Below are 25,160 nucleotides of genomic sequence, written 5' to 3' on the forward strand. Positions count from 1 at the left end.
GATGCGTGGCTATTTTTACCTGCTGGCCTTTTTCGGACTCGGCGCCTGCAGCGTTGGCCCCGACTTCTCCAGGCCTGCCGCTCGACTGCCCGCCACCTGGGCCGCAGAACCCCGGGAGGTGCGCAGCAATGCCGCCACCCGGGCCATCGACGCCCACTGGTGGCGGCAATTCAACGATCCGTTGCTGAGCGAACTCGTCGAACGCGCCGCCCAGGCCAACTTCGATGTGCGCACCGCCAATGAACGTCTGCTGCAGAGCCGGGCGGCCCGCCAGATCGCCGGTGCGGAGCAACTGCCCGGGGTGGCGGCCGACGGCAGCTACCAGCGCCAGCGCAACAGCGCCGTCGGTCTGATGGACGCCTCGGGCCACAGCGGCAAATCGCCTTTCGAGCTGTGGAACCTGGGCCTCGATGCCAGTTGGGAAGTCGACCTGTGGGGCCATGTACGACGCGGCCTGGAAGGCGCCGGGGCCGCGATCGAGCTCAGCCGCGCCCAGCGCGACGGCGTGCTGCTCAGCGTCGCGGCGGAAACCGCCACTGACTACCTGCGCCTGCGTGGTACCCAGGCGCGCCTGGAAGTGGCGCGGCAGAACCTCGACATCGCCCGGCAGAGTCGAGACCTCACCCAGACCCGCTACGACAACGGCGTGACCACCCAGCTGGACACCGCCAATGCCGCCGCCCAGGTTGCCGATATCGAAGCCCGCCTGCCCTTGCTCGAGGCGCAGCAGGCCCATCTGATCAATGCCCTGAGCTATCTGCTCGGCGAACAGCCGGGCAGCCTGAGCGCACGGCTGTTGCCTCCGGCAGCGATTCCCCTGCCCCCGCTCCGGGTGCCGGTCGGCCTGCCTTCGGAACTGGCGCAACGGCGCCCTGACATCCAGCAGGCCGAAGCCGCCCTGCACCGCGCCACCGCCGCCATCGGCGTGGCCGAGGCCGACTTCTATCCACGGGTCAGCCTAGGCGGCGGCTTTGGTTTCCAGGCGCTGCAGGGTTCGGACATCGGCAGTTGGGGTTCGCGGCAATGGAGTTTCGGTCCCAGCCTGTACCTGCCGATCTTCCAGGGCGGCCGGTTGACCGGAACGCTCGAACTGCGCGAGCACCAGCAGCAGGAAGCGGCGTTGAACTACCAGCGTACGGTGCTCGCTGCCTGGCATGAGGTGGACAATGCGCTGACCGACTACAGCGCCGAACAGCGTCACCATGCGGCCCTGGAAGAAGCGGTGAAGCAGAACCGGATCGCCCTGGCCAATGCCCGGCAGCGCTACAAGGAGGGTGCGGTCGACTTCATCAACGTGCTGGGCGTACAGCGAGCGCTGATCGCCAACCAGAGCGAACTGGCCGACAGCGCGACCCGCGTGTCGACCAACCTGGTGCAGCTCTACAAGGCACTGGGCGGGGGCTGGCCACAGCCTGCCAAGGACAGTTGAAAACTCCCACAGGGTCTACCGCCCAACGCGCCCCAGGCGAAGCCGCGCCATGTTCAGCGTATCGGTCAACACTCCATCGCGAATCGCATAGGCGCGCATCACCCCCTCCTCCTCGAACCCGAACTTGCGGTACAGGGCCTGGGCCGCCTGGTTGTCGACATAGACGCTCAACTCGACCCGCTGCAGGTTCATCCAGTTGTCAGCCACCTCCAGCACCGCCGCCAGCAACTGCGAACCAATGCCCTTGCCCTGCCAGGCCGTCGCCACGCCCATGCCGATACTCCCGGCATGACTGCGCCGCACCCGCGCATACTGCTCCAGCGAGCAACTGCCGATCACCACGCCCTGATGCAACGCCACCAGCGAAAGCTGGCGCTCGTTGCCCTGGTTCTGCAGCAACCGCTGACGCCACACCTCGGCGGACTGGAACGGCATCTGCAGGACCTGACGGCAGACCGCAGGCTCGTTGTACAGCGCGGTGACGCCGTCGATATGGGCTTCGCGGAAACGTTCGAGGGTGATGGCGGGAGTGTCGGCGGGCATCGTCTTTTTAATCCATGAAAAATGACAAGGCCGCCCAGTGTAGCGGCCTGTACGGTTACAGGCGAATCAGCCACACAGGCCGGCAGACCTACTCAAACCACTCCCGCCGCTCCCTGAAGGTGTTCAATATCAGCTCGACGATCATCTGCACCTCTTCCCTGCCCTCGGCCCCACGCCGGCTGGCCAGCCAGGCACGCCGCTGCATGCCCTCGTGGAACAGGCCGGGCAAGGCCGCCAGGCCACGGTCGAAGCGGGTGATGTAGCGCGGCAGCAGACCGATGCAGGCACCGCAGCGGATCATTTCCAGCATCAGCTCGTAGGAATGCACCTGCACCACGCCGGCCAGGCGCTGCTCCAGCACGTTGTTCCACGGCTGGAAACCTTCGACCTGGCGATCCTGCTGCCACTGCACCAGCATGTAGTCCTCCAGGTCCTGCAGCGAGTCCGGACGCACCGCCACCCGCGAGTAGCGCTTGGCGATGTGCGGCAGGTAATCCAGCCGCGCCAGGGGCTGCGGTGGGGTCGTGTCGAAACTCGGCTCGGGCAGTGGCGAGTCGCCATCCGACAGCCAGACCACCACCTCGGCACTCAACGCCTGCAACGCCAGGACGCTGTCCACCGGGATGATTTCCAGGCGCACGCTGGCGTTGCGACGCAACAGGGCGATCAGGTCACGACCGAGGATGTCGTGCAGGATCGACTCGGCAATCGCCAGCCTGACCAGTGGCTGCTCCATGACCGGCAGCCGCCGTTCGTGGGCCAGGGCCAACAGTTGCGCCTGCAGGTGCTGGCCTTCACGGCTCAGGGTCAGGGCGCTGCCCTGGTAGACGAACAGTGGCCGATTGAGCTGGTCTTCAAGCGCCGCCAACTGCTTGCGCAACTGGGTCGACTTGATATTCAGGCTGCGCGCCGCCTGCATGAAGCAGCCACAGCGCGCACTGGCGAGAAAAAACTGTGCGGTTTCCGGCTCGATCCGCTCGGCCAGCGCCAACCAGCCCCCGTGCGTCTCGACGGGGCCGTGATACTCCATGTCGCCCGTACGCTGGGCGGGTTCATTCAACGACATCATTCAGACTCCCTGTCGACGCCTCACGGCGCCCAACCATCCAATGGCAAGTTTCCCGTCAGTGTTTGTCTTCCAGTACCTGGTTGAGCACCGCGCCATCGATGCTCAGGGTCGCGGTGTTCAGCATGCCTTCCAGATAGGCCTTGGCAATCTGCTGCTGACGCTGGGCCCGCAGGGCTTCACGCAAGCGATCGCGCAACTCGTCGAGAGTGGCCGTGCGGGCCGGTTGCAGCTCGGTGAGCCTGACGATATGAAAGCCCGCCGGGCTCTGCACCGGATCGGCCACCTGGCCGACCTTCAGCCGCGACAATGCCCCGCGCACTTGCGGCATCAGTTGCTCCAGCGGTTGCAGTCCGGTATCGCCACCGCGGCTGGCGGTTTCGCGGTCCTGGGAATACTGGGTCGCCAGGGCGGCGAACTCGCCCGGTGCGGCCTGGGCCTTGCGGCTCAGGTCCACGGCCTGCCTGCGCACGCTTTCCAGCGATTGCTGATCGGGCACCGCCAGGAAGATCTGGCTGACCCGGTACAGCGCCGGCGTCTGCCACTGCGACTTGCCGCTGTCGTAGGCCTGCTGCAGCTCCTCGTCACTCGGATAGTCGGCCGGCACCTGGCTGACCGAGGCCATGTAGTTGCGAAAGACGATCTGCTCGGTGGCCGCCCGGGTCTGCTGCTCGATTTCCGGGCGCTGGCGCCAGCCCTGGGCATCGGCCTGTTCGAGCACCGCCTTCTCCGCCAGGCGGGTGCGCAGCCAGCTTTCCAGGGCGCCGCGGTTGCTGCGCAACTGCTCGCGCGACGCCTGCGGCAACGCCGCGAACAGCGCCTTCAGCTCTTGCGGGGACACTTGCTGGTTGCCCAGCCGGGCCACCGCCGGCGCACTCGCGGTGGCTGGTACGGCGGCCGGTGCCGGCTGCACCGCCGCCACCGGATCGTTACCCGGACGCATGGCCAGGGCAACGGCCCCGACCAGCACGGCCAGCGCGCCCGCGCCGGCCAGCAGGTTGCCTCTGTTCACAGGGCGGCCTCCTCCTCACGGGTTTGCTCCGGCTCGGCCGCAGCCTGGGCCTGCAACTGCGCGGCCTGCTGGCTGTATTCGCGCAGGTAGACGATGAACTCCTGCAGCAGGCGATCCCACAGTTCCAGGTTGGCGCGCAGGTAGTTGACGCTGACGCCCGCGGCGACCACCACGTCCATCTCCATCACCAGGAACTCGCCCTGCACCGACAAGCGGGCGAAACGCCGCGAAGCGTTCCACAACTCGGCCAGGCCGGCCGGCAGCTCGCCCTGCACACGCAGGGCGCAGCTGTAGGTGAAGTCGACATAACCGCCCTCCTGCGTGCCCGGGTTGCCGAAACGCACGGCATAGCCGATGCCCTGGCTGGCGCTGAGCAGTTGCACGATACCGTTCTGCTCGGTGCGGTTGACCCGGTAGCCGGCGCCTTGCAGCAGCTCGGTCAGGCTGTCGGGGGTAACTTGTTCGATCAGTTGCTCGCTCATGGAGGTTCTTCCTTGTGTCATGGGTTCAGGGATGCGTGGGTCGCATCGAACTGGTTCTTGTAGAGGTCATCGCCAAAGGCCTGGGCCATTTCCTCGAACTTGACCCGGGCGCTGCCGGCAAACGGCTGGCGGATCTTCATCACTTCGGCCACGTCGATCTTCTCGTAGGCGGCGAGGATGTCCTTGGCGATGCCGTACATCTGCTGATTCTTGGCTGAACATTGCTGCACTTGTGTGTCACGCTCGGTCAACTGGCCCTGCAACCTGGCCCGTTCGGCTTCCTTGGCCTTGGCCATCACCAGCAGGTCGTCATAGGCCTTCTTGTACTTGCCCAACTGCTCGTTGGCCGCCACGGAGAAGGCCTGGGCCTGGTTTTGCAGGGCCTGCTGCTGGCCAGCCAGTTGCTCGCTCAGGCCCTTGGCCCTGGCCAGCTCGGCCGTCAACTGCCGGATCTGATCCTGGGCCGCCCTGGCCTGGTTCTCGGCGGCAATCCGTGCCGCACTGGCCTGGGCCTGCTCGCTTTGCAGCGCCTGCAACTGCTGGGTGGTGCTGCGCAGCTGGGTCCGCAGGCGCTCTTCCATGCCTTCGGCGCTGGCGCCGTGGGCAGTGAAGAGACCAACGGTCAGCAGGCACAACGCTGCCGGGATTCGCCTGTTCATGGGGATTCTCCTTCGGGCTTAGAAGCGCGTGTTCAGCTCAAGTTGGAAGACATCGACCTGGAACGGGTCGCCGTAGACTTCCTCGGCGCTCAACCAGCGGGCCGAGGCGATGATGTTCTTGTCCAGGCTGTAATTGCCGCCGATGAAGTAACCCTTGGCGTTGGTGCCGCCCAGGTGGTAGGAGGAGTCGTTGAAACCGTCAGGCAAGGCGTCCGGCTGGATGTACTTGTAGCCGGCGTAGAGGTTCCAGTCGCCCTTCTTTTTCAGCTCGAGCGCGTTGCCGAGAGTGAATTGCATCATCAACGCGCTGCCACCGCTTTCGAACTCGCCGTTGCTGTTGATGTTGTTGACGATCTGGCCCTCGGAACGCTTGAGCATCTCGCCCTTGTCGTACGCCAGGTTATGAATGAAGTCGGCCTGGCTGCGCAGCTTGAAGTCTTCCGGCAGTTGCGTATCCCAGGCCAGATTCAGGTCGAGCACGTTGAATTCCGAGGCCAGGCCCAGGTACTGCGGCTGCGGCGTCAGGTTCGGGTTGGTCGGGTTCGGCGTGATGTTGCGCAACAGGAACACGCTGTTGCCGTGCTGCATGAAGGCCAGGCGGGTGCCATCCGTGTCGCAACCCGGCTGGCCGTCCCACGGCTTGCAAGGGCTGGAACGCTTGCCCTCGATATCGTTGAAGCTGTAGTAGGCCGCCGAGCCCTTGAGGCTGTTGTCGGCGTTGATCTTCCAGTTGGCGCCGATCTGCCCGCCGATCAGCCATTTGTTCTGGCTGTCGGCCTTGTCGATGCCGTTGCTGGTTTCCGAGTCCGAGGTGTATTCGACCGGGAATGCCCCGAGGGTACCGAACAGGCCCCATTCGCTGTTGAGCGTGTGATTGAACACCGCCGCCACGCCGTCGAAGTTCAGGTCGTTGGAGTACATCATGTCGGTGGAATAGAACGGATTGGCGAAGCGCCCGCCGGTTACCGTCAGGTCCTGCGAAGGTTTCCAGCTGATATACCCCTGGTCGAGCCAGATGTCCTTCTTGGCAAAGCCGCCGCCGAGGGTCTGGGTGGTCGAGACCGGGTTGTTGTCGGAGCCGGTGCCGATGCGCACGCCGGCGACCCACTCGGGCGTCAGGACCGCCTTCATGCCCAGGCGGGCACGCAGGCGGAACAGGTTCTCGCGGTCCTCGCGGCTGTTGAGCAGCGGCGGATACTGGGTGTTGGTGCTCCGGTTCACGTCATAGGGCGAGCCGCTGTTGATCCTGGCGTAGTCGATCAGGGTGTTGCCGTTGCCACCTGAAAAGTAGCGGGACTCATTGCGCACGCGCAGGTCACCGTCGAAGCTGATGCGCGAGACCCAGTCCGGGAAAGTGTTGGGTTGCGCCCAGTTCTCCTGCCTGGCGGTCGCCATGACTTCGGCCTTGACCTGGTCGCGGATCTGCTCGCGAACAATCGCCGGCACGTACTGCACCCGCACCTCTCCCGGCGTGGCCGAAGGGGTCGCAGCTGCCACGGCGTTGGCCTGACGTGCCTGTACTGCCTCCTTCTCGGCCTGGGCGATCAGGCCCTCGGCCTGTTCCTGCTTGAGCACACCCTGCTGCACCAGCAGGCGGATCAGATTGATCGTGGCGTTCTGCGAAGGCGCGGCGGGCTGCGCCGCCACCGCCTGGCCGACCAGGGTCGCGATGACCATGCCGACCGCCAGGGTCAATCGATTCACGTTGGAAATCATTTGCACACAACTCCTGTTGAAAAGCGTGAAAGTGTTCGATCAGTCCGGGCGTCGGCCCTTGAGCGATACGCGAATGGGCAAGGTCAATGAAGCCGGTGTGCGCTCCCTGAAACGCGGTGCGTTCTGCAGGGACGCGATGATCCGCTCGTCAATCTTCGGCTCGCCGGTCCCCTTGACCATGGCCACCTTGAGCACATCGCCGTCCGCCGAAAGCCAGAAATCGACCTGCACCGAAAACGCCAGCCGACGCAGGTCCGGATCGTCACGCAGCAGCCGTTGCAGGGTCGCGGCCAGGTACTGCTTGTAGGTACCGGTGCCCAGCCCGCCCCCGCCGGAACCGGCCATGCCACCGCCCTTGCCCGCGCCGATGTTGAACGCGTCGCCGCCGGCCTGGGCGTCGCCGTCGATCTGCATCGGGTTGGCCAGGTCGTCCGCCGGTGACGGCGGTGCCTCTTCCTGAGGCTTGATGTCCTCGGGCTCGGGCGTCGGTTCGGGCACCTTCTCCTCCACCGGCGGTTCCGGCTCCTTGGGTTTCTCCGGCTCCGGAGGCGGCGGTGGTGGTGGAGGCGGCAACGGGATGATCATCGGCACCTTCGGCGCCTCACGCCGTACCCCGCTCATGTCATGCGCCCACTGCCACAGGAACCAGGCGGCAGCCGCCCCCAGCAGTAGCCCGGCGCCCCACTTGAACAGGCGCAGCGGCGACGGCTTCACGGGCTCGGGGCTGATCGGTAATTTCGCGGTCATGGTCAGCCCTGATTCGGTTTGCCGGTGACCAGCCCGACCTGGGACAGCTCCAGGCGCCGCAGCAGGTCGAGCACTTCGATGACTTTCTGGTACTGCACCGTGGCGTCGCCGCGCACGATGATCGGAAAGTCCGGGTTCTGCGCCTTCTCGATACGCAGGCGTTCCTCCAGCTCCGACAGGGTCACCGGATAGGCATCGAGGAAGACCTGGCCACCGTCGTTGACCGAAATGGCCTTGGTCTTGGCCTCGGACAGCGACACCGAGGCACTGGCCTTGGGCAGGTGGATCTGGATCCCCGAGACCTGGGCCGTGGCGGTCAGGATGAACATCACCAGCACCACCATCAGCACGTCCACCAGGGGCGTGATGTTGATACTGTCGACGGCGGCATCGTCATCGTCGTCATGGGAGGCGTTTACGGAAGCCATGGCAGTTCCCTCCCCTCAGACCGACAGCAGGTCGACGGCATGCTGGCCGGCCTGGGCGGGCCTGGCACGATTGGCGTCATGGCTCTGCCCCTCACCGTGCATTTCCGCCAGGCGGGTGATGAACTCGTCGACGAACACCCGCATGTCGGCACTGACTTCCTTGTTGCGGGTGATCAGCCGGTTGTAGCCGAACAGCGCCGGGATCGCGACGAACAGGCCCATGGCGGTGGCCAGCAGGGCTGCGGCCATGCCCGGAGCGATGGCGTTGATGTTCACGTCACCGGCCATGGCCGTGCCGAGGAACACCACCATGATCCCCAGCACCGTACCGAGCAGGCCGATGTACGGGCCGCCGGCGATGGCGTTGGACAGTGTCGAGAGTTTCGAACCCAGTTGCTGGTTCTCCCGGGTGCGCACACCGTCCATGGAGCAGCGGATGGCCTCGATGGTGGCCGCCGAAACCGACGAGGTATCCGCGCCCTGGGCGCGACGGGTGCGAATCTCCTTGACCGCCACCAGATACAGGCGCCACAGCGAGGAATGCTCCAGGCGGCGGGCCAGGTCCTGGTCGTCGGCGAACATTTCCAGGCGCGTACCGACCTGGGCGAACTGCTCGCGGAACGCCTCGTTGGCGCGGCTGACACGGCTCAGGGCGCGGTTCTTGCGGACCATGATGACCCACGACTGCAGCATCATCAGCACCAGGATGGCGATGATCACCCAGGCATCCGCCGGCACCGACTTGAGCAGGAAGCCCAGGCTGCCGAAGCCGAAACCGGACTGTTCCTCATCGGCGCCATAGGCCACCAGCTTCGACTCGGCGCCTTGCGCGCCGGCATCGGCCAGCAGCACGGCGGCCGGCCGCACGACCTTGGACAAACGCAGCTCATCGATGGCGCCATGGAAGCCGGCGAAGGGGCTCGCTGCTGCCGCGGGGTCGGCAGCCGGCAGGTCGCCGCCCAGGGCGATCGGCGAATTGAACGCCGAGACTTCCTGGGCCAGGCTGGCACTCTCACGGCCGTTGACGAACAGCGAGACCTTGCTGCCCTGGGCGGTCAGCGCCAGGTGCTGCCACTGGCCAGGGTTGAGCGGCTGGGTCGATACCGCGCGCTGGCCGTTGACCTCCACGAAGGGCGTACCCTGGCTGACCCCCAGCAGCAAGGCATGGCCACCTTCGCGCCGGGCCATCAGCAACTGCTCGCCCGAAGCCTGGTCCAGACGCACCCAGGCGCTCAGGGTGAAGGCCCCCCCGGCGTTGTATTGCAGCGACGGACTGGCCGGCAACAGCAGCGGCTGGCCACTGAACTGCAAGGCCGCGCCGATCACCCCGTCGATACGGCTGCCGGTGGCGTTCTGCGCGTGGTTGGAGAAGGCCGTGGCATCCTTCGCCGGCGTCCCCGGCGCGCCATCGAAGTGATAGACCGCGGTGTAGTTCGGCTCGAAGGCCAGTTGCCCATTGCTGGTGGCCGGGGCCTTCGGGTTGCCGTAATACATCCAGATGTCCTGGCGCTGGCCGCCTTCGACCTTGGGCACATCGACCCAGATCAGCGCCATGCCCATCAGCGGGTCGAAGCTTTCGATCTGGTAATTGAGCACGGTCTTGTCGTCGGCCGCGATGAAGCGCAGGTCCGAACCGTCTTCCTTGACCCCGTCGAAGGTGAAGTTACCGGTGTGCAGGCGTACCAGCAGGCTGGTACGGCCCAGGGCCTCGCTGATGGCCGCGCCCTGGGGCGTGGTGTCGACGCTGATCTGCTTGCGGTAATGCCAGTCGTCCTGCCACCAGGCCTGGGCAGTGGCCGGGAGCACGAAGCCCAGGCAGATCAACAGGGACACGATTAAGCGTGACATGCGGTGGTTCTCCGTCAGTAAAGGGTCAGAAAGTCGCCTGCACACTGAAGTGCAGGCGTGAGTCGTATTTGCGGGTGTTCGGGCCGTCGAGCAGCGGGTAGCCCCAATCCAGGCTGCCGGACAGCCATTTGCTCAGGCTGGCGCGTGTCCCCAGGCCGACACTGGCCAGGCTGTATTCGTCTTCCTGCTCGGGCAGGGCCTTTTCCAGGGTCAGCCGCGCGCCTTCGGCGAAGGCGTAGAAACGCCATTCCTTGACGTAGCTGCCGACAAACCTGGCCAGCGATGGCGTGCGCAGTTCCTGGGAGAACAGCATCCCGCTGTCACCCGAGCGCTCGGCCGCCAGGTAGCCACGCACCGAAGTGGCGCCCCCGGCGGAAAACTGTTCGTTGGACACCAGCGGGCCGGACGCCAGCTGGAAGGCTGCCTTGGACGCCGACTGCCAGTCGCGGGTGAAGGTGTAGGTGTAATTCAGGTCGCCCTTGAGCACGGTGAAGCTGGGGCTGGCACGGTAGCGCTTGTAGTCGAACTCGTCGGAATCGCTGCCATAGCCGAAGAAGCTGCGGGTCGCCGCCACCAGGTTCAGGCCCAGGCCGAGCTGGGCGCTTTCGGTATAGCGGTAGCCGTTGTAGCCAAAGGTCAGCGGGGCGTACTTGAGCGGAATCTGGTCGCTGCTGCTGCCGAACTTCAGCTCTTCCTCGAAATCCTTGAAGTCCACGCCGATGGAGAACGAGTTGGCCCAGGCCCCGCTGGAAGGCAAGGTGTAGATACCCGAGACGCCATAGGAATGGCCCTTGCCCAGTACGTTGCTGCCGCCGATGGTGGCGACATTGCTGTCGGACTGGTAACCGGAGAACTGCAGGGTCCAGCGCTCGCTCAGCGGTGCGCTGTAGGAACCGGACCAGACCTTGGCGTTGCTCTGGTCCTCGGGGGCGGTGAAGTAGGTCAGCGAGACGCTGTGCCCCAGTTGCCAGAGGTTGTCGTAACCCAGGGAGGCGACTGCTCGCAGCTCCTTGGTGTCGGCACTGTAGTCGTTGTTCAGCCCAAGGCTGGCGTGCCACGGATTCTGGTCCTCGACCTGCAGGTCAACGTCCATGGTCCCGGGCCGTTGGCCTTCGCGCACCAGCGGCATGACCTGGCGACCGGCACCCTTGTTGAGCGCCGCCAACTCGCTCTGGACCTTGGCAAAATCCGGTACCTCGCCCTCTTTCAGGGCCGGCACGTCTTCGCGGATCTCCACCGGCGAATAGTGTTTGGCACCCACCACGCGCACCCGGCCAACCTTGGTTTCGCTGACCTGCAGGAAGACGATGCCACCCTCGACCTTTTGCTCGGGCAGTTCGACGAACACCGACTGATACCCCTTGGCCTGGTAGACCTTCTGCAGGGCATCGCGGGCGCCTTCGATATCGGCCAGGGCCTTCTGCGGACCGAGGAACGGGTAGACCGCTTCCTCGATATCCCGGGCCTGCAACACGGTGTTGCCGCGCACGACGTACTCGTTGACGTCCACCAGACGGGCCACCGGAGCCTCCTCGGCGACCGATGGCCCGGCCAGCAGGGCCAGCACCAGGCCCGCGCCGGCCGGCCAGGCGCGTCGTGCCCCTGTCGGTCGCGCCGTCTCTTTGAAGAACAGATGCTCCACACCGCCCCCTTGATTCAAGAAATGGCCCCGAGCGTTGTCGAGGCCGCATGGCCGGGGCTGTCGCCCCTGGCGCCTCATTGGTTGTTCGTGATCGCCAGCGATGGATGCCGTGCCAGCCAGGTGTGCAACAAGGCGAAGTTCAGCGAGAACTCCGGCATCTGCAGCAGGGCGCCACAGAACAGTTCACCGACGATTTTCTGGATCAGCAGCACGGCCTGCGGGTTGTCCAGCAGCGTGGCGATGTCCTTGCTCAGGACGTTGAAGCTCCAGACCTTCTGGTTCAGGTCCAGGCCGACGAACCAGCGGAACAGCAGGTTGTAGTTGAGCTGCTCGTACAACTGCTGTTCGCCGGGCACCGAATACAGCAGTTGCAGCAGAAGGATGTGCATCACCGTCTGCGGGGCGATCAGCATCTTCGCGTTGGCCCCCGCCGCCAGCAGGACGTCGCGATGCTCGTCGAGCAGGTCGTCGATCTGTGGCCGCAGCAGCACCAGCGAGTGACCGGGCGGGATGTAGCTGGAGACCTCCTTCAAGGCGCCCTGCCAATCTTCCTGGGACACGATCCAGACCCACGGTGCACCGTAGCGATAGACCGACACCGGCTTCTTGCGCGCCGCCTCGACGATCTTCGACAGGCGCTGGTCCAGCTCCTGCATGCCCACTTTCGAGTAGCGTTCCATAGTCCCCATACCCTCCCCTCCAGCGTTCCCTGCAACCTTGGAAAACGGGGCCTGACGCCTCCGTGCCCGTTCTACATATCCAAGACGGGGCTGGCCTTGTGCTACCGAACTTTTGTCACAAAAGCTTCATTCCTGGCGCTTTCCGGCCAGCAAGTGCGGCCTGAAAAATCCATGCCCGTAGGCGCCGGTGGGGCCCATGGAAGTGGGATTGCCCGCCACAGGACGGCCGGGCAAAAAAAGGCGGCCATCAAGGCCGCCAGAGAGGAGAAAGAACCCGCGTTTACAAGGTCAGGTTGCCCCGTTCCTCTTCGGTCAGGCGTAGCCTGGCCTGCTCGCTCAAGGGGCCCGCACCGAGGACCTGGACCGGGCTGTCGGGGTTATAGGCTGGCGTGTGGCTGGCACTGTCGCGACTCGGGGTCACCGGTTCGCTGCCGAAACCGAGCACCTCGACGGTGAAGACCGACGGCCGATCCTGCTTCGCTGCCTGTTGCTGCTGCCGCGCGGCGTCTTCGGCCGCCTGGGAGGCCGCAGCGCCGGCGGAGCTGGCGGCGGTCATGGCCCCGGTGTTGATCGACGCGGTCATCGGCACCCCCGAGGACTTGCCCTGGGTCTGGATGTTGGCCGCGTTGACCACCTGCAAGGCCGCGATGTTGACGTTGCCCGACACCCGAATTCCCGCCTCGCCGGCATCGATGGTGCCCAGCGGCGCGATCAGGTCGATGTCGCCCGGCGCGATCTCCGGAATCGGGTTGAGCGTCGCGATCCCCGCCCCGGTGCTCGGTACCGAGGGCGACAGGGTGACATTGCCCCAGTTGTCGTAGACCCGCTTGGGCGGCGTATAGACCACGGTGGTCTTCGAACCGCGGCCGGCGTTGATGTCGCCGGCCGCCGACCAGGCCATGATCGAACCGCCGAAGGTGGTCATGATCCGGCTCTGCCCCAGCAGGATGCTGTCCAGGGAATAGAGCTGGATATCGCCGGCACCCTGGGTGATCACGCCGGCCGTGGACGGTGGCGCCACGCCCTCGATACCGAATACCTGGCCACCGCCCGGCGTGAGCATCTGGATGTTGCCACCGAAGTCGGTGTGTACCCCGGCGCCACCGAACAAGGTGATGTCGCCCTGGTAGGTGATCGGGTTGCCCGCCACGTCGGTCTGCGGGAAGAGCAAGGCGATGGCCTCGCGACCGCGCAGGTAGCTGCCCTGGCGTGGTCCGCCAACCTGGTTGTACTCGCGTCCCGCCGCTTTCAGCTCGGCGAAGTAGACCTCGCGGGCGAAGATCCGCTGTTGCTCGGGCGACAGGGCCGCGTAGTCGGCACGCGCCTGATCGGCAGTGCCACTGAAGCCGTACCGCTCGGCCAGCCAGGCGACCAGTTCGGTCTCGTAGGTCTTGGCCACCTTGCCGCCGCTCAACGACTGGCCGGCCTGTGCCAGGTTCTCCGGGTTCAGGTAGGTCTGGACGAAACGCAGGTAGTCCGCGCCATTCGTGCCGAAGCCGGCCTGCATGACGATGCTGGCACCCGGGCGGCTGTCGCCGGGGACCACGGCACCGATGCTGGTGATGCTGGCCTTGTCTTCCATCAGGATATTGCGTCCTGCCGTCAGCTCCAGGGTACCGGGACCGGCCACCGTGAAGTTGCTGTAGAGAATGTCGCGGCCGGCGGAAACGATGGAAACGTCGTTCGGGTCGTTGTGCACGAACAGGTTGCCCGTGCTGGTGTATTTGTTGATATCGGTCATGCCCGAATCACTGCTGCCCAGTGCGGTACCGCTGCTGACGATATCGCGACCAGCCATCATCCAGACCGGGCCGGCGCCTTCGTACCAAGTCTGGCCAAAGCGTGGAGTGCCAGTCCCCTGGAAGCTGATGATTCGGCCGCTGGTGACGCCCAGCAGGTCGCCGTTGAGCGCGTAGAAGCGCGAAGGGAGACGGCTGGCGGCAATGGTGTCGGAGGCGGTGGCGGAGCCAAAGGCGAACAGGGGCAATACCGCCGGTACCTGGGCCGTGTTGCCATCCGTCGACAGGTTGTTGCCGTTGGTCACCATACTGCCGTTGATCAAGCCCGCGAATGCCGGACGCCAGGGGGTCGCCATCGTTTCAGCGGCCGCGCCGGAACGACTGACGCTGAACCCACTGGCGTAAATGGAGTCGCCGGCCAGGAACTGCAGTTCGCCGGTCACCGAAGGTGCCAACAGTAACGGTGCCTTGTATTCGGGGTCTCTCAATTGGCTGGTGGCAGCCTTGCCATAGTAGAAACTGCCGCTGGCCGCGACCGCCCGCAGGATGGAGGGGTAGACCACCGCCGCATCGGTGACGGTACCCAGGGTATAGGGGGTGAGGTTGCCACCGGCCGAGAACAGATCGATCGCCGTATGCCCGGTCCACAGGGTGAACCAGCTCTGGCCCGCACCATTGACGCCGCCGCTGACAAAAGGCGTGGCGTTCATCAGGGCGACCCTACCCGGATCCTGCACGTTCTGTACGACCAGATCGCCCAGCGTAGACAGATTGAACGTGGCATCCCCCGGAACCAGCGTCATGCCGCCGGCCGAGAGGGCGCGAGTGGCGATCGTCGGATCATAGGCCCTGACCTCGCCAGGTGCCTGGTCCGTGGCCTGGTTGCCGTAGTGCAAGGCCACGCTGCCCATCGATGCGCCATCGAGTTGCACATGCCCGCGCAGGTCGACCAGCAAACCGTTCTGCTGTCCCTGGGTGAGATCACTGGCCGGGTTCAGCGCGCCCCCTACCCGCAGGTTCAGATCGCCACCGCCGGTCATCTGCACGCTGCCATCGGCCGCTACCCGCCCTGTGCTGCCAACGGCAAGCACCAGGCCCTGGCTGCGCGGGTTGATCGACGTTGCAAACGCCGCCCCGGACAGGGGGGCCAGGATGCCCGCATCCCCCGCCACCTGGACATCGACATTACCGCCGCCCAGGGTGCCGAACCCGGTGAAACCGACCATCTGGTCGGCGCCACTGCCGCCCAGTGCGGCAGTGTTGGTGTAGGTGCCGAAGTTGATCCACCAGGCGGTTGGCTGTGCCTGTCCCCCTGTGTCGACGCTGCCGCTGCCCTGGCGCCAGAGCCAGTTGCCGACACCGGCGGTGTCATGGCCCAGGTCCGCCGAGTTGGGCCGTCCCAGGCCAGTCGAGACACGGTCCATGATATTGCCGGTGAGATCGCCGCCCACCTTGAGGGTCAGGTTGCCACCGGCGTCCGGGTACCAGGCACGGTAAACGCTGGTGGCACTGCCATTGACCAGCTCCTCGTAGCCACCGAAGGCATCGCCAAGGACTGTTCCGCCGGTCCCCCGCGCCCGGGCCTGGTTGTAGGGATCATTGGCGGAGGTGGCTGTCGATGAGTTGCCGGCAGTATAGACGCCGTAGAGCGAGTCCATCTTCAGATCGCCACCGGCCAGCAATTCAAGGTCTGCCGTACCGGTACGAACCACGCTGAAGCGCTGGCTACCGGCAACCAACTGAGACTGACCGACCGCCTTGCAGAACGTCGGGTTGTCGGTACATAGCTCAGGGTAACCAATGGCATCGAAATCGATGGGTTGGCCAACCAGGCTGGTATCGCCGGCCCAGTTCAGCGACCCCTCCTCGGTCCAGACATAGCTGGTGGCTGCCTTGCAGAACGTCGGGTTGTCGGTGCACAGATCCGGGTAGCCAATGGCATCGAAGTCGATGGGTTGGCCGACCAGGCTGGTATCGCCGGCCCAGTTCAGCGAACCTTCTTCGGTCCAGACATAGCCACCCGGCTTGGCCTTGCCGAACATGCCGTAATGGGTATCCGCCAGATGCAGGTCACCGCTGACAGGGTACGGCTGGACGATACGGCTGTCGGCCGCTTCGGTGTCGGCTCCCGCCAACAGGCGCAGCGACCAGGACTGCGAACCTTCAGCCAGCATCGGCGCAACGGCCCAGATCTGCCCCTGGCGGCCGGCAACCTCAGGACGCAACTGGATGGACTCCACGCCCGCCAGCAGTTTTACATCGGTACCCGAAGGAATCAGAGCACCCCGGGACAGAACCTGGTTCCCATTCAGGACCACGGTCTGCGTCGTACCGGCAACGCCCGGCAACGGCACGCCCCTGGGCCAGGTCAGGGCCTTGAAGTTGGCCGCCACCGGAAGCAGGCTGCCGGCATCCAACTGGGTGCCCGCCGCCAGGGTCTGGGACTGACTCAACAACGTACCGGCGGCAAATAGAATATTGCCGGAGGCGTCGCGTACCGCTGCCGCCAACACGGTCCCCGCCGGCAGCGACAGCGCCTGGTCGAGTGTCGCCGATACCGGCAGGCGGGTTCCAGGCGCCAGTTGCAAGCCCTTTATCGGCAAGTCGTAGTTGAGAGTGACGCCGCCGGGGAAGGTCGTGCCATCGGCCAACGTCACCCCGGCCCCCGGTACCACGGTATCGCCACCATTGATGTCGATCCCTGGCAGCAAGATCCAGCCCTTGTCGTCCTGGGTCGCCGGCGGTGGCGCGAACCCGTCGCTGATACTGCCGTAGATATTCAGGTCGCCACCGGCCCGCAAGGTCAGGCTGCCGACTTCGCCGGAACCGTAGACCCCGGTCTTCCGGGTGTTCGGGTTCACACTGGCATAACGATAACCCGACAGATCGATATCGCCTTGCACCACCAGGTCGCCGTCCGGCGTCGCGCTGACAATCTCCACGCCGGGACGCAGATGGAAGGCATCGGCATAGGTGGCGTTGTTCAAGCCCGCCAGCTTGCCTTGCATCAGGCTGGCATTGGCCAGGGCAGCATTGATGAACGCGGTACTCTGCAAATGCTTGGCGTCCAGGTAGGCCTGGTCGATGATCTGGTAGGGACGGCCGCTGGCCGCCGGATCGGTGCCGTAGGCCGCATCGTCATAGCGCCAGGTCCCGTTGACGGCGATCGAACGCGCCCCCTGGATGGTCAGCGGACCGCTGGCATCGATGGCAATGTCGCCGCCAGTGGTGCCGCCCAGGCGCGGAGCATTCAGTTCCAGGGTACCGCGGGCCCGACCATCGTTCTGTCCCGGCAGATTGCCCAGCGCCCCATCGGTGCCGTGGCGCAGGTCGATGCGTGCACCGCTGCCCAGGGTCAACTGACCATTGCCCGAGTTGAGTTCGACGATCGCCCGGTTCGGCGAATCGATGATCTTGCCGTAGCTGTCGACCCGCAGGCGCGTACCATGGGCATCGAGTACGGCGCTGCCGTCCAGGGTCAGGCCGTTTTTCGCCGACAGGCGAATACTGCCCACCCGCTCGCCGCTCGCATCGACGGTGCCGCTCACCCGCAGGCTGCCGTTGTCGATGGAGACGGTCACGTCACCGGCCTTGAGGCCCTCGCCAATGGTCAGGTCGCCCTGCTTGAACTGGAAGCTGCGCGAACCGGTAACCTGCCCCTCGTTCAGCCGCTGGTTGAGGGCGGCGAACTGTTCATCGAGCGTTCCCGTCGCTCCCAGCCGTTGGGCCTGGATCTCAACGCCCCCCGCCGTGTACGGCATCAGGGTGCCGCCCGCATCGTAATAACCGCTGCTGGAGCCGAGAATACGCCCCTGCAGGTCAACGATACCGGCCGCTGCATCCAGCGCCACGGCGCTCAAGGTCCCGGCCTGGTTGTACCTGGCCGACAGGTCGATACGCGAGCCCGCCGCCTGGTGGATATTACCGTTGCGGCTCTCCAGCCTGACGCTGCCGCCCCAGCCGTACTTGGTCACGTCGTTGAAGACAATGGCCCGCCCGGCCACATCGAGCCGGGCATCATCGGTGAGCAGCACGTCACCGGTCGCCCCCAGAGTGACCTTGCCGCTGGGCAGGACCACGGCGCTGGCCAGTCGGATACTGCTGCCCTGCAGGGCCAGTTCGGCGCCCTGCCCGTTCACCTCACCCACAGCGGCGCCCGACGACGAAACGTCAATCGTGCCGCCAGCGGTGATGCGGTTCACCGAGCCAGCCTCACCGGTCATCAGCGGTGTCAGGACGTTCAGGTTGCCGCCGCTGTACTGGAAGCCCTTGCCGGCCTCGTAGGCACCCTGGCTCCGGTAGACCGAGAGGCTGCCCTTGTGGTTGGCGGTGATGCGTTCGCTGGCGTTGAGATTGACGTTGGCGAAACCAAGCACCAGGCGATCGAAGCTCTTGACCGTATTGGGCTGGGCGAAGTCGCCATAACCGAACTCGATGCGTTGGGCCTTGATATCCAGGCGCCCGCTGCCGGTTCCCGCGCCACCAGCGATCACCGAACCGGCCGGCTTGTCCGAGCCCAGCCAGATCAGGTTGGCGGTATGGATCGTGGCCACGTCGCCAGCGCCACCGGCACCGTAGATCGCCGGAGTGGACAACATCAGGTTGCTCAGGCGCGACTTGCCGGTCTGTACGTCATAGGTATCGAGCGTCGTGGTGCCATGGAAGTTGAACGCATCACGCGCCGACAGTTGCAAGGTCTCCAGGGCCGGCGCACCGGACTGGGTGTCACCTTGCAGCAGGCGATCGATCAGTTGCTGGTTGAGCGTCAGGCCGGCCGGCAGCCGATTGCCGGCCACCGCATCGGCCAGCGCTTCTGGCGTACCGACGTTGATATTGTTCAGGGCCAGGGTCAGGTGACGAGTGCCGTAACGCACCTTGTCATCGAGCTGGAACGCTGTCGGCGTGACAGCGGCGATACTGCCGTTGGAATACAGCGAAGTCTGGCCGGTGCACGGGACAAGGGCACAGGTACCCACCTTGATCCCGCCCGTCACCGCCGTTTGGCCCTCAGGCAGGTTGACGACATTGAGCAGACCGTTGGAGACGGCGAGCAGGTTGCCAACCTGATAGATAAAGCCGTTCCGGGCATCGTAGGCGGCGTTGCCGTAACCCAGCGTGTTGATCGAGGCGCCCTGCTCCAGCACGATGTCCCCGGAACCGGTGGCCAGGAACACCTCCGGTGCTCCCAGGGTCGCGCCGTCGCGCATGACGATGCTGCTCGACAGTTTCGACAGGGTGATGTAGTTGCCGCCCTGTCCATAGGTCAGCGTCGGCAACCCGCCAATCACCATGCGCCCCGCCCCCAGGGCACTCAGGCTTTGTGCATCCAGGGTCACACCGTCAAATTGCGCCGTGGCCTGGCGCCCGGCGCCGACGATTTCCAACGCGGAGCCGTTACTGCCCAACACCGCGACCGTACCGGCATAACCCCCTTCGGCGGCGTCGAATTTGCCGATCCCCGCAAAGGTGAAGGCTTTCTCCCCGGCGCCCTTTTCCAACTCCAGCTTGAGCGTCCGGGCGTCCTTCGGCAGCAGGGCCCGGGGCACGCCGAGGCGGGCCGCGTCCGCAATCGCGAACTGTGCATAGCTGGTTTCGTTGTACTGCGAGTAGCGACGCAAGACGTCGCCGGAGGTCAGGATGATCTGGTTGGCGATACCGTTGCGGATACCGGTGTTGGCAATGGACAACTGGCCCGAGGTTGACCACGATCCGTTGCGCATCCGTTGCGTACCACCCGCCGTGCCGCCGGTTGCCAAACCATTCAGTTCGACCCGGAAGGCACCGGGCAACAGGGCGTAGGTCGAAGGCATCAAGGTGTAGGTGCCAGCCGGCAGCCCGGGAACCCCTGCACCGAGAGTGATCTGCTGGCCGATCATCGGGTCGACCGCGCCCCCTTCCGGTGATACCGGCGCATAACCCGGCTGCACGCCGGGCACGATGGCATAGATCGGGTTGGTCGCCAGGCCCGGCAACAGGAAGCTGCCATCGGAGCCGAACTGGACCAATGGATTGAAGCGCGCATCAGTGGAACCGCCACGCCCGGAAATGAAACCGGCACCGAGCAGGTCGCCACCGCCGGACAGGTCCAGGGTGGCGTCGGGCAGGACCGACACCGACTTGCCACCCAATGCGATACCCACCTGCAATCCGCGGTTGGCGGTGGGTGTACCGCCCTGCCCGAGGAATTCCACGGCCTTGCCGTTGTAGTAATAGGTCTGGCCATCGAAGGTACCACCATACGGAAGCACCAGGCCCTTGCCGCTGACGGAGGTGATACTGCCGGGAAGCAGTTCCACTTTCTCCACGCCTGGGGTGCCCAGGCCGCTGCCGATTTCGATCAGCCCCAGGGGCGCTCGGACCACGCCACCCTGTTTGATGACCGCCGCCCCGAGCCGCAAGCGACCAAAAGCCGAATAGGGAATCGGCGCACTGGCATCGGCCACGCGACCGATGGTCAAGGTTCGCGTCGGATCGAAACCGCTACCACTGCCTCCGGAACCCGCCATGATGGCGGCACTGGTCTGTGTGGTCGGGTACAGCTGGGCCGCGCGCAGAGCCATGTCACCGGCAGTGTACAGACCTGTCTTGGGACCTGTCGTCGGATCGGTATCGCTGGAAACCGCCAGCAAGCGCAAGTCGCCCTGGCTGGTCAGCTCCACCTGGTCGAAACCTCGACGCTCGATGGCCACCGCCGGTTGGCCCAGGTACGCGACGGAGCTCTTGACCCCGAAGGTAACGTCACCGCGCACATCAATCAGCTTGGCATCCGCAGAGAACACACCATGGCCCAGCGGGGTTGGCGAACGACCGTTCAGGCCGGGAACGACATAGCTCTCTTTCCCCAATGACTCGAGCATCCCACCCAACAGCAGATAGGCGCTGGAAAGACGAACCCGAGCCTGATCCGCGGCGTTGCCCGTCAATCCCAAGTAGCTGGAATAGAGTTGCAGGCTTTGGCGGGTCGATAGCGTCACATCGCCATCAACGCTCAACAGGCCACTGCTGAACAAGGTCAGGTTGTCAAAACCTCCAGCCTCGAACTGGTCGACGCCGAACCGGCCCTGCCCGTAGGTCAGCACACCCGCCGCGTCCTCGGCCGTGGTCGGTAGCGTATTGGCCTGACGGTTCTGGCTGAGCACCAACTCGCGGTAGTTCAGCACTCGATCGGTGGCAAACGCCTTCAAGTACGCCTGGCTTTGCAGGGCCACCGTCAGCGTGCCGCCAGCAGCGCCCTCTGCACCGGCGCGGGCATTGAAACGGCCATCCAGGTACAGGCCGTTGTTCGAGGCCAGGGTGATGCTGCCGCCATTGCTGGCGACCAGCGTGCGCCCCTGCCCCGGGACGTCGAGCATCGCCTGTGTGCCGGAGGCTTCCAGTCGTGCACCTTCACGAACCACCAGGAACAGGTCGGCCGCCTTGACCTTGCCCGTCGCGGCGTCGAACGTGCCACCCAGGCTGATACTGCCGCCGTTGGCCACCCGGCCGTAGACGCGACCACTGGCATCCGTCGCCGTCACGGCCCTGGCCGCCACATCGATCAGGGCGTGCTCGCCTACCCAGATGGAGCGGCCATGGCCGATGGCATTGACCTGATCCGAACTCCCTGTGGTGATCGCCCCCAGGCTGACCTTGCCACCCCAGGCGCTCAACGTGCCATCCAGCGTCAGCTGGCCGATGCTGTTCAGGGCGATGGCCTGGCCGGGGTCGACATGGATGAGCGCACCGCGGCCGACACTCAGTGCGGTGCTGGCCATGTCGGCAGCACTGGATGTATTCGTCCCCGCGTTAAGGCTCAGGCTGGCGCCGCTACGCTGTGTCAGCACCCCCTTGGCGGCATCGTTCTGGTAGAGATCGGGCGTCCAGCGTTCCAGCAGTGTCGATGGCGATCCCCCCGACGGTATGTCGCCGGCCTGCTCCCCGACCCGATAGACCGGCATGCTTACGTCGACCTGAGTACCGTCGGTGACGGTCAGCCCCTGGTTTCCGGTGATGTCGTAGGCCGAGAACCCCTTGTTGAAGAAATCGCCCGCCAGTTGAAGGGTACCGGAAGCTGCCGGTGTCGAACTGTCGCCGATCTGTACCTTGCCGGCCTGCAGCTTCAGGGTGCCGCCACCGTTGACGCCGTAGCCACGCAGTTCACCAGCAAGCGTCAGATCAGCTGCCGCCGTGGAGTTACCCACGTTGACTGCAAGGGTGATGTCGCCCCCTTTGCCACCGCTGAGCTTGCGATTATTGAGCAGGGCAGCCCCCGAAGAGACATCGACCAGGCTTCCCGTCCCAAGCGTCACATCACCGGTACTGCGTAGCGACACCGCCCCCCCGTTGATATAGGGCAACCGGCTGTTATCGCCATCCAGCGCCAGGTTGCTCCATAGGCCAGTGGTATCGAGTTTCACCCCAGCCACGATGTCGACCACGGCCTTCTGGCCAGCCGCCGGCTGGATGATCTGGTCGATGACGCCCTGGGTCGGGTTGGCGGAGTTCACCTGATTGAGCACGTTGCCCAGATGCAGGCCACCGGAGTGAGCGGTCAGGTTGGCATTGACCCGGACCTGCGGCCCGTACAGGGTGATATCACCGCCCTTGCCCACGCTCAGGTCGCCATTGACCTGGACCTGCTGCCTGGCCGCCACCTTGATGGCGCCGAGCTGGAAACCATTGAGTTGATCGCTGTCCAGGTACAGGGTGCCCTGGCGATCGGCTGGCAACGCGGTGCCCAGGTCCAGTCCGGCTGCAATCTGCTCGACCCCGTCGCCGATCTGCACCTGGTCCGCAACCGCGTCCAGGCTGTAGCGCAGGGTGCCGGTCTTCTTGTCATGGATCGGCGTGTACTTGCCGAAAATCAGCTGCGCCCGCTGGGCGACAGCGTTGCGCGATTGCTGGTAGCCATCGAGATTGAGGTTCGGCGCCTGGTTCTGCCGGTCGCCCTTGAACACCTCACTGACGATCTGGCCTTCCAGCACCGCGTTGCTGGTACCGATCACCAGCTTGCCAGCATCACGGCCCACGGTGTAACCCGATTCATAGCGTTGCTGCTGCGCGATCATCGGGTTGTAGAAATACTCGGTCTGGCCCCAGCGGGCACTGCTGGACTCGAAGCCCTTGTAGATCCCCGAATAGAGAATGTCTCCGGGGGCCCGGGACAATTCGTAAAGGCGACCGTCGGGCCCCTTGAGCCAGGTCTGCCGGATGTAGCCGGACTGTACGTCGACGGTGCCGCCGGACAGGTTGAGCTGTGCGCCCTGCTGAGTCACCACCTCCTTGCCGGTGAAGGTCAGCGTGCCGCCCTGGGCCATCCATTCGCCGATGTTGTGGCCCTGGGTACCGAGATACCCGCCGACTTCCAACAGACCGCCCGCCGTGTACCAGCGATCGGTGGCATAGCCGTTGGTGCCGGCGGGGACGAACACCAGCTCGCGCAGGTCGACCCAGACGTCGTTGTTGATCAGCTTGCCACCGTCACGGTTGACCGGTGCGTCGCGCTGTTCGTTACCTTGCACGTTGATCTTGATGTTGTTGGACTCCATCGAGACCTTCACGCCGACCGCGCCGGAAACGTCGATCACCGCGCCATCACGCACCAGGCTGCGCTGGGCGGCACTGACGGCCACCTGGCCGCCGGTGGCGAGGGTGATGGAACCCTTCTGGAAGTCGACGTTGCCCCCACTGACGATCTCGATGCGCGACTGGTCGGTGCGATCGCTGACCGTGCTCAGGTTGTTGAAGAACCCGGTGATCAGGGTGTTTGGCAAACCGTCGAGACCGGTCAGGCCGTTGTTGCGCTGGCTGTCAAGAGCAGTAGCATCGGTGTTTTCCAGCAGGATCGCGGTGGTACTGCCCTGCCCCAGGGTCACGCTACCGGTGGTGTCGGTAGCCGAGTTGAGCAGGTGAATGGTGCCACGGGTGTCGACCGAGGTGCTCGCCAGCGCCACACCGTTCTGCTGTACCTGGTGCCCGGTCAGGGTGACATCGCCGGTGGAGGCCAGGATCAGACCGCTGTTGCTCACCTTGCCGGCGGTACTGCCGGCTTTCAGCGAAGTCGCCACTTCGTTGCCACGGGTGGTCGAACGCTGGTTGCTGCTGGTACCGACACCGCGACGAATGTAGAAGTTGTCACCCGCGGCCAGGGTGGTCTGGCCTTTGGCAGTAGCGATGGTCCCGGCGTTTTCCACCTCGGAACCGAGCAATAGCGCATAACCGCCGGCCTCGGTCGATGAGGTGGCCGCCAGGGTCTGGATGATCGCACCACGCTGAACCTCGACCTTGCCCGCCGCATCGGTGAAGGTCGGCTGGGTGCCATTGGTGTCGACGTAGATGCCCCGCTGGATGAACTGATCGTCGCTGATGGTTGCCGCAGCGGCCACCAGGTTGCGCACGTTGACCTGGCTGGAACCGCTGAAAACCACACCGTTGCGGTTCATGATCATCACGGTGCCATTGCCCTTGACCTGGCCCTGGATTTCACTCGGACGCGCCAGCGGGTCGTTGACACGGTTGAGCACCGCCCAGTTCGACTGCTGCTGGAAATCCACCGTGGTGTTGCGCCCGACGTTGAAGGTTTCCCAGTTGAGAATCGCCTTGTCGGCGGTCTGTTCGATGGTCACGGTGGTCTTGCCACCGGATTGGGTCTGGGTTGGCGCCTTGGCATTGAGCCAGCCCTGGGTCAGGCTGTTGTCGACCTGCAGGCCGCCCTTGCCCAGGCCATCGGGAATATTGCTCAGTTGGCCAAGCGCGGCCTGGCGACCGGCCGCCTGGGCCGCCTGCTGGGCGGCGATGGCGGCCACGGTGCTGTTGAGATTGCCCAGCGAACGCTGCAACTGCTGGTTGGCCCGGCTCTGCTCCGCCAGGGTCGGGATACCCGGAATCTGTCCACTGTTGTTGCGCGCCGCGGTGGCCGACAGGTTGGCCCCCTTGTTGGTGAACCAGGCCGAACTGAACGCCGTTTCCGCCTGGGCGCTGCCCGCCACCATCCACAGGGCGATGGCCTGGGCCAGGGGCTTGAGCCGCAGGATCGAGGGGGCGTCGTCGTGACGCCGGGCGTTGAGTCTTGCCGAGGGTTTGCAGCGCAGCATCACTCCATCCTTTTCAGATCGTGCCAAGGGCGGCAACGCATGACCCGATCGGTGACGGGGCGTTGCTCATTACCGGATAGGCGGTTACGGAAGGTCG

13 protein-coding genes are annotated in these 25,160 nt (G+C 65.1%); 1 reads left to right on the top strand and 12 read right to left on the bottom strand.

Annotation, left to right across the window (positions count from 1 at the left end; genetic code table 11):
- Position 1 precedes the first annotated feature (1 nt).
- Positions 2-1,429, top strand: coding sequence for an efflux transporter outer membrane subunit (locus PF66_RS07585; protein WP_054062314.1), 1,428 nt, complete (start codon positions 2-4; stop codon positions 1,427-1,429).
- Positions 1,430-1,444: 15 nt separating this feature from the next.
- Here PF66_RS07585 and PF66_RS07590 read toward each other — a convergent pair whose 3' ends face one another.
- The 12 genes from PF66_RS07590 to PF66_RS07645 all read right to left on the bottom strand — a co-directional run bounded on the left by PF66_RS07590 (position 1,445) and on the right by PF66_RS07645 (position 25,063).
- On the bottom strand, positions 1,445-1,972 hold the full coding sequence (locus PF66_RS07590; RefSeq protein ID WP_054061491.1) for a GNAT family N-acetyltransferase: 528 nt from the start codon (positions 1,970-1,972) through the stop codon (positions 1,445-1,447).
- A gap of 88 nt (positions 1,973-2,060) precedes the next feature.
- Positions 2,061-3,038, bottom strand: coding sequence for a LysR family transcriptional regulator (locus tag PF66_RS07595; protein ID WP_054062427.1), 978 nt, complete (start codon positions 3,036-3,038; stop codon positions 2,061-2,063).
- A 58-nt stretch (positions 3,039-3,096) separates the two neighbouring features.
- Entirely contained in the window at positions 3,097-3,981 is an 885-nt protein-coding gene (locus tag PF66_RS07600) for a peptidylprolyl isomerase (protein ID WP_416773484.1), read from the bottom strand.
- A 65-nt stretch (positions 3,982-4,046) separates the two neighbouring features.
- A complete protein-coding gene (locus tag PF66_RS07605) occupies positions 4,047-4,532 on the bottom strand; it encodes a YbjN domain-containing protein (RefSeq protein WP_054062316.1) in 486 nt (161 codons plus the stop codon).
- A gap of 17 nt (positions 4,533-4,549) precedes the next feature.
- Positions 4,550-5,191: a hypothetical protein gene (locus PF66_RS07610; protein ID WP_054062317.1), complete on the bottom strand. Its 642-nt coding sequence runs from the start codon at positions 5,189-5,191 to the stop codon at positions 4,550-4,552.
- Positions 5,192-5,209: 18 nt separating this feature from the next.
- Positions 5,210-6,907, bottom strand: coding sequence for a putative porin (locus tag PF66_RS07615; RefSeq protein ID WP_054062318.1), 1,698 nt, complete (start codon positions 6,905-6,907; stop codon positions 5,210-5,212).
- Positions 6,908-6,946: 39 nt separating this feature from the next.
- On the bottom strand, positions 6,947-7,654 hold the full coding sequence (locus PF66_RS07620) for an energy transducer TonB (RefSeq protein WP_054057512.1): 708 nt from the start codon (positions 7,652-7,654) through the stop codon (positions 6,947-6,949).
- Between the two features lie 2 nt (positions 7,655-7,656).
- Positions 7,657-8,082: an ExbD/TolR family protein gene (locus PF66_RS07625; RefSeq protein WP_054062319.1), complete on the bottom strand. Its 426-nt coding sequence runs from the start codon at positions 8,080-8,082 to the stop codon at positions 7,657-7,659.
- A gap of 15 nt (positions 8,083-8,097) precedes the next feature.
- On the bottom strand, positions 8,098-9,930 hold the full coding sequence (locus PF66_RS07630) for a DUF2341 domain-containing protein (protein WP_054062320.1): 1,833 nt from the start codon (positions 9,928-9,930) through the stop codon (positions 8,098-8,100).
- A gap of 25 nt (positions 9,931-9,955) precedes the next feature.
- A complete protein-coding gene (locus tag PF66_RS07635) occupies positions 9,956-11,650 on the bottom strand; it encodes a ShlB/FhaC/HecB family hemolysin secretion/activation protein (protein ID WP_416773233.1) in 1,695 nt (564 codons plus the stop codon).
- Entirely contained in the window at positions 11,647-12,252 is a 606-nt protein-coding gene (locus PF66_RS07640; RefSeq protein WP_054057509.1) for a transposase, read from the bottom strand. The genes PF66_RS07635 and PF66_RS07640 overlap by 4 nt, the downstream gene beginning before the upstream one ends.
- Before the next feature lie 280 nt (positions 12,253-12,532).
- Complete coding sequence (locus PF66_RS07645) at positions 12,533-25,063, bottom strand: filamentous hemagglutinin family protein (protein WP_054062321.1); 12,531 nt, start codon at positions 25,061-25,063, stop codon at positions 12,533-12,535.
- Positions 25,064-25,160: the final 97 nt, after the last annotated feature.

The sequence above is a fragment of the Pseudomonas asplenii genome, from assembly GCF_001293465.1.
GTDB classification, from domain to species: Bacteria; Pseudomonadota; Gammaproteobacteria; order Pseudomonadales; family Pseudomonadaceae; genus Aquipseudomonas; species Aquipseudomonas fuscovaginae_B.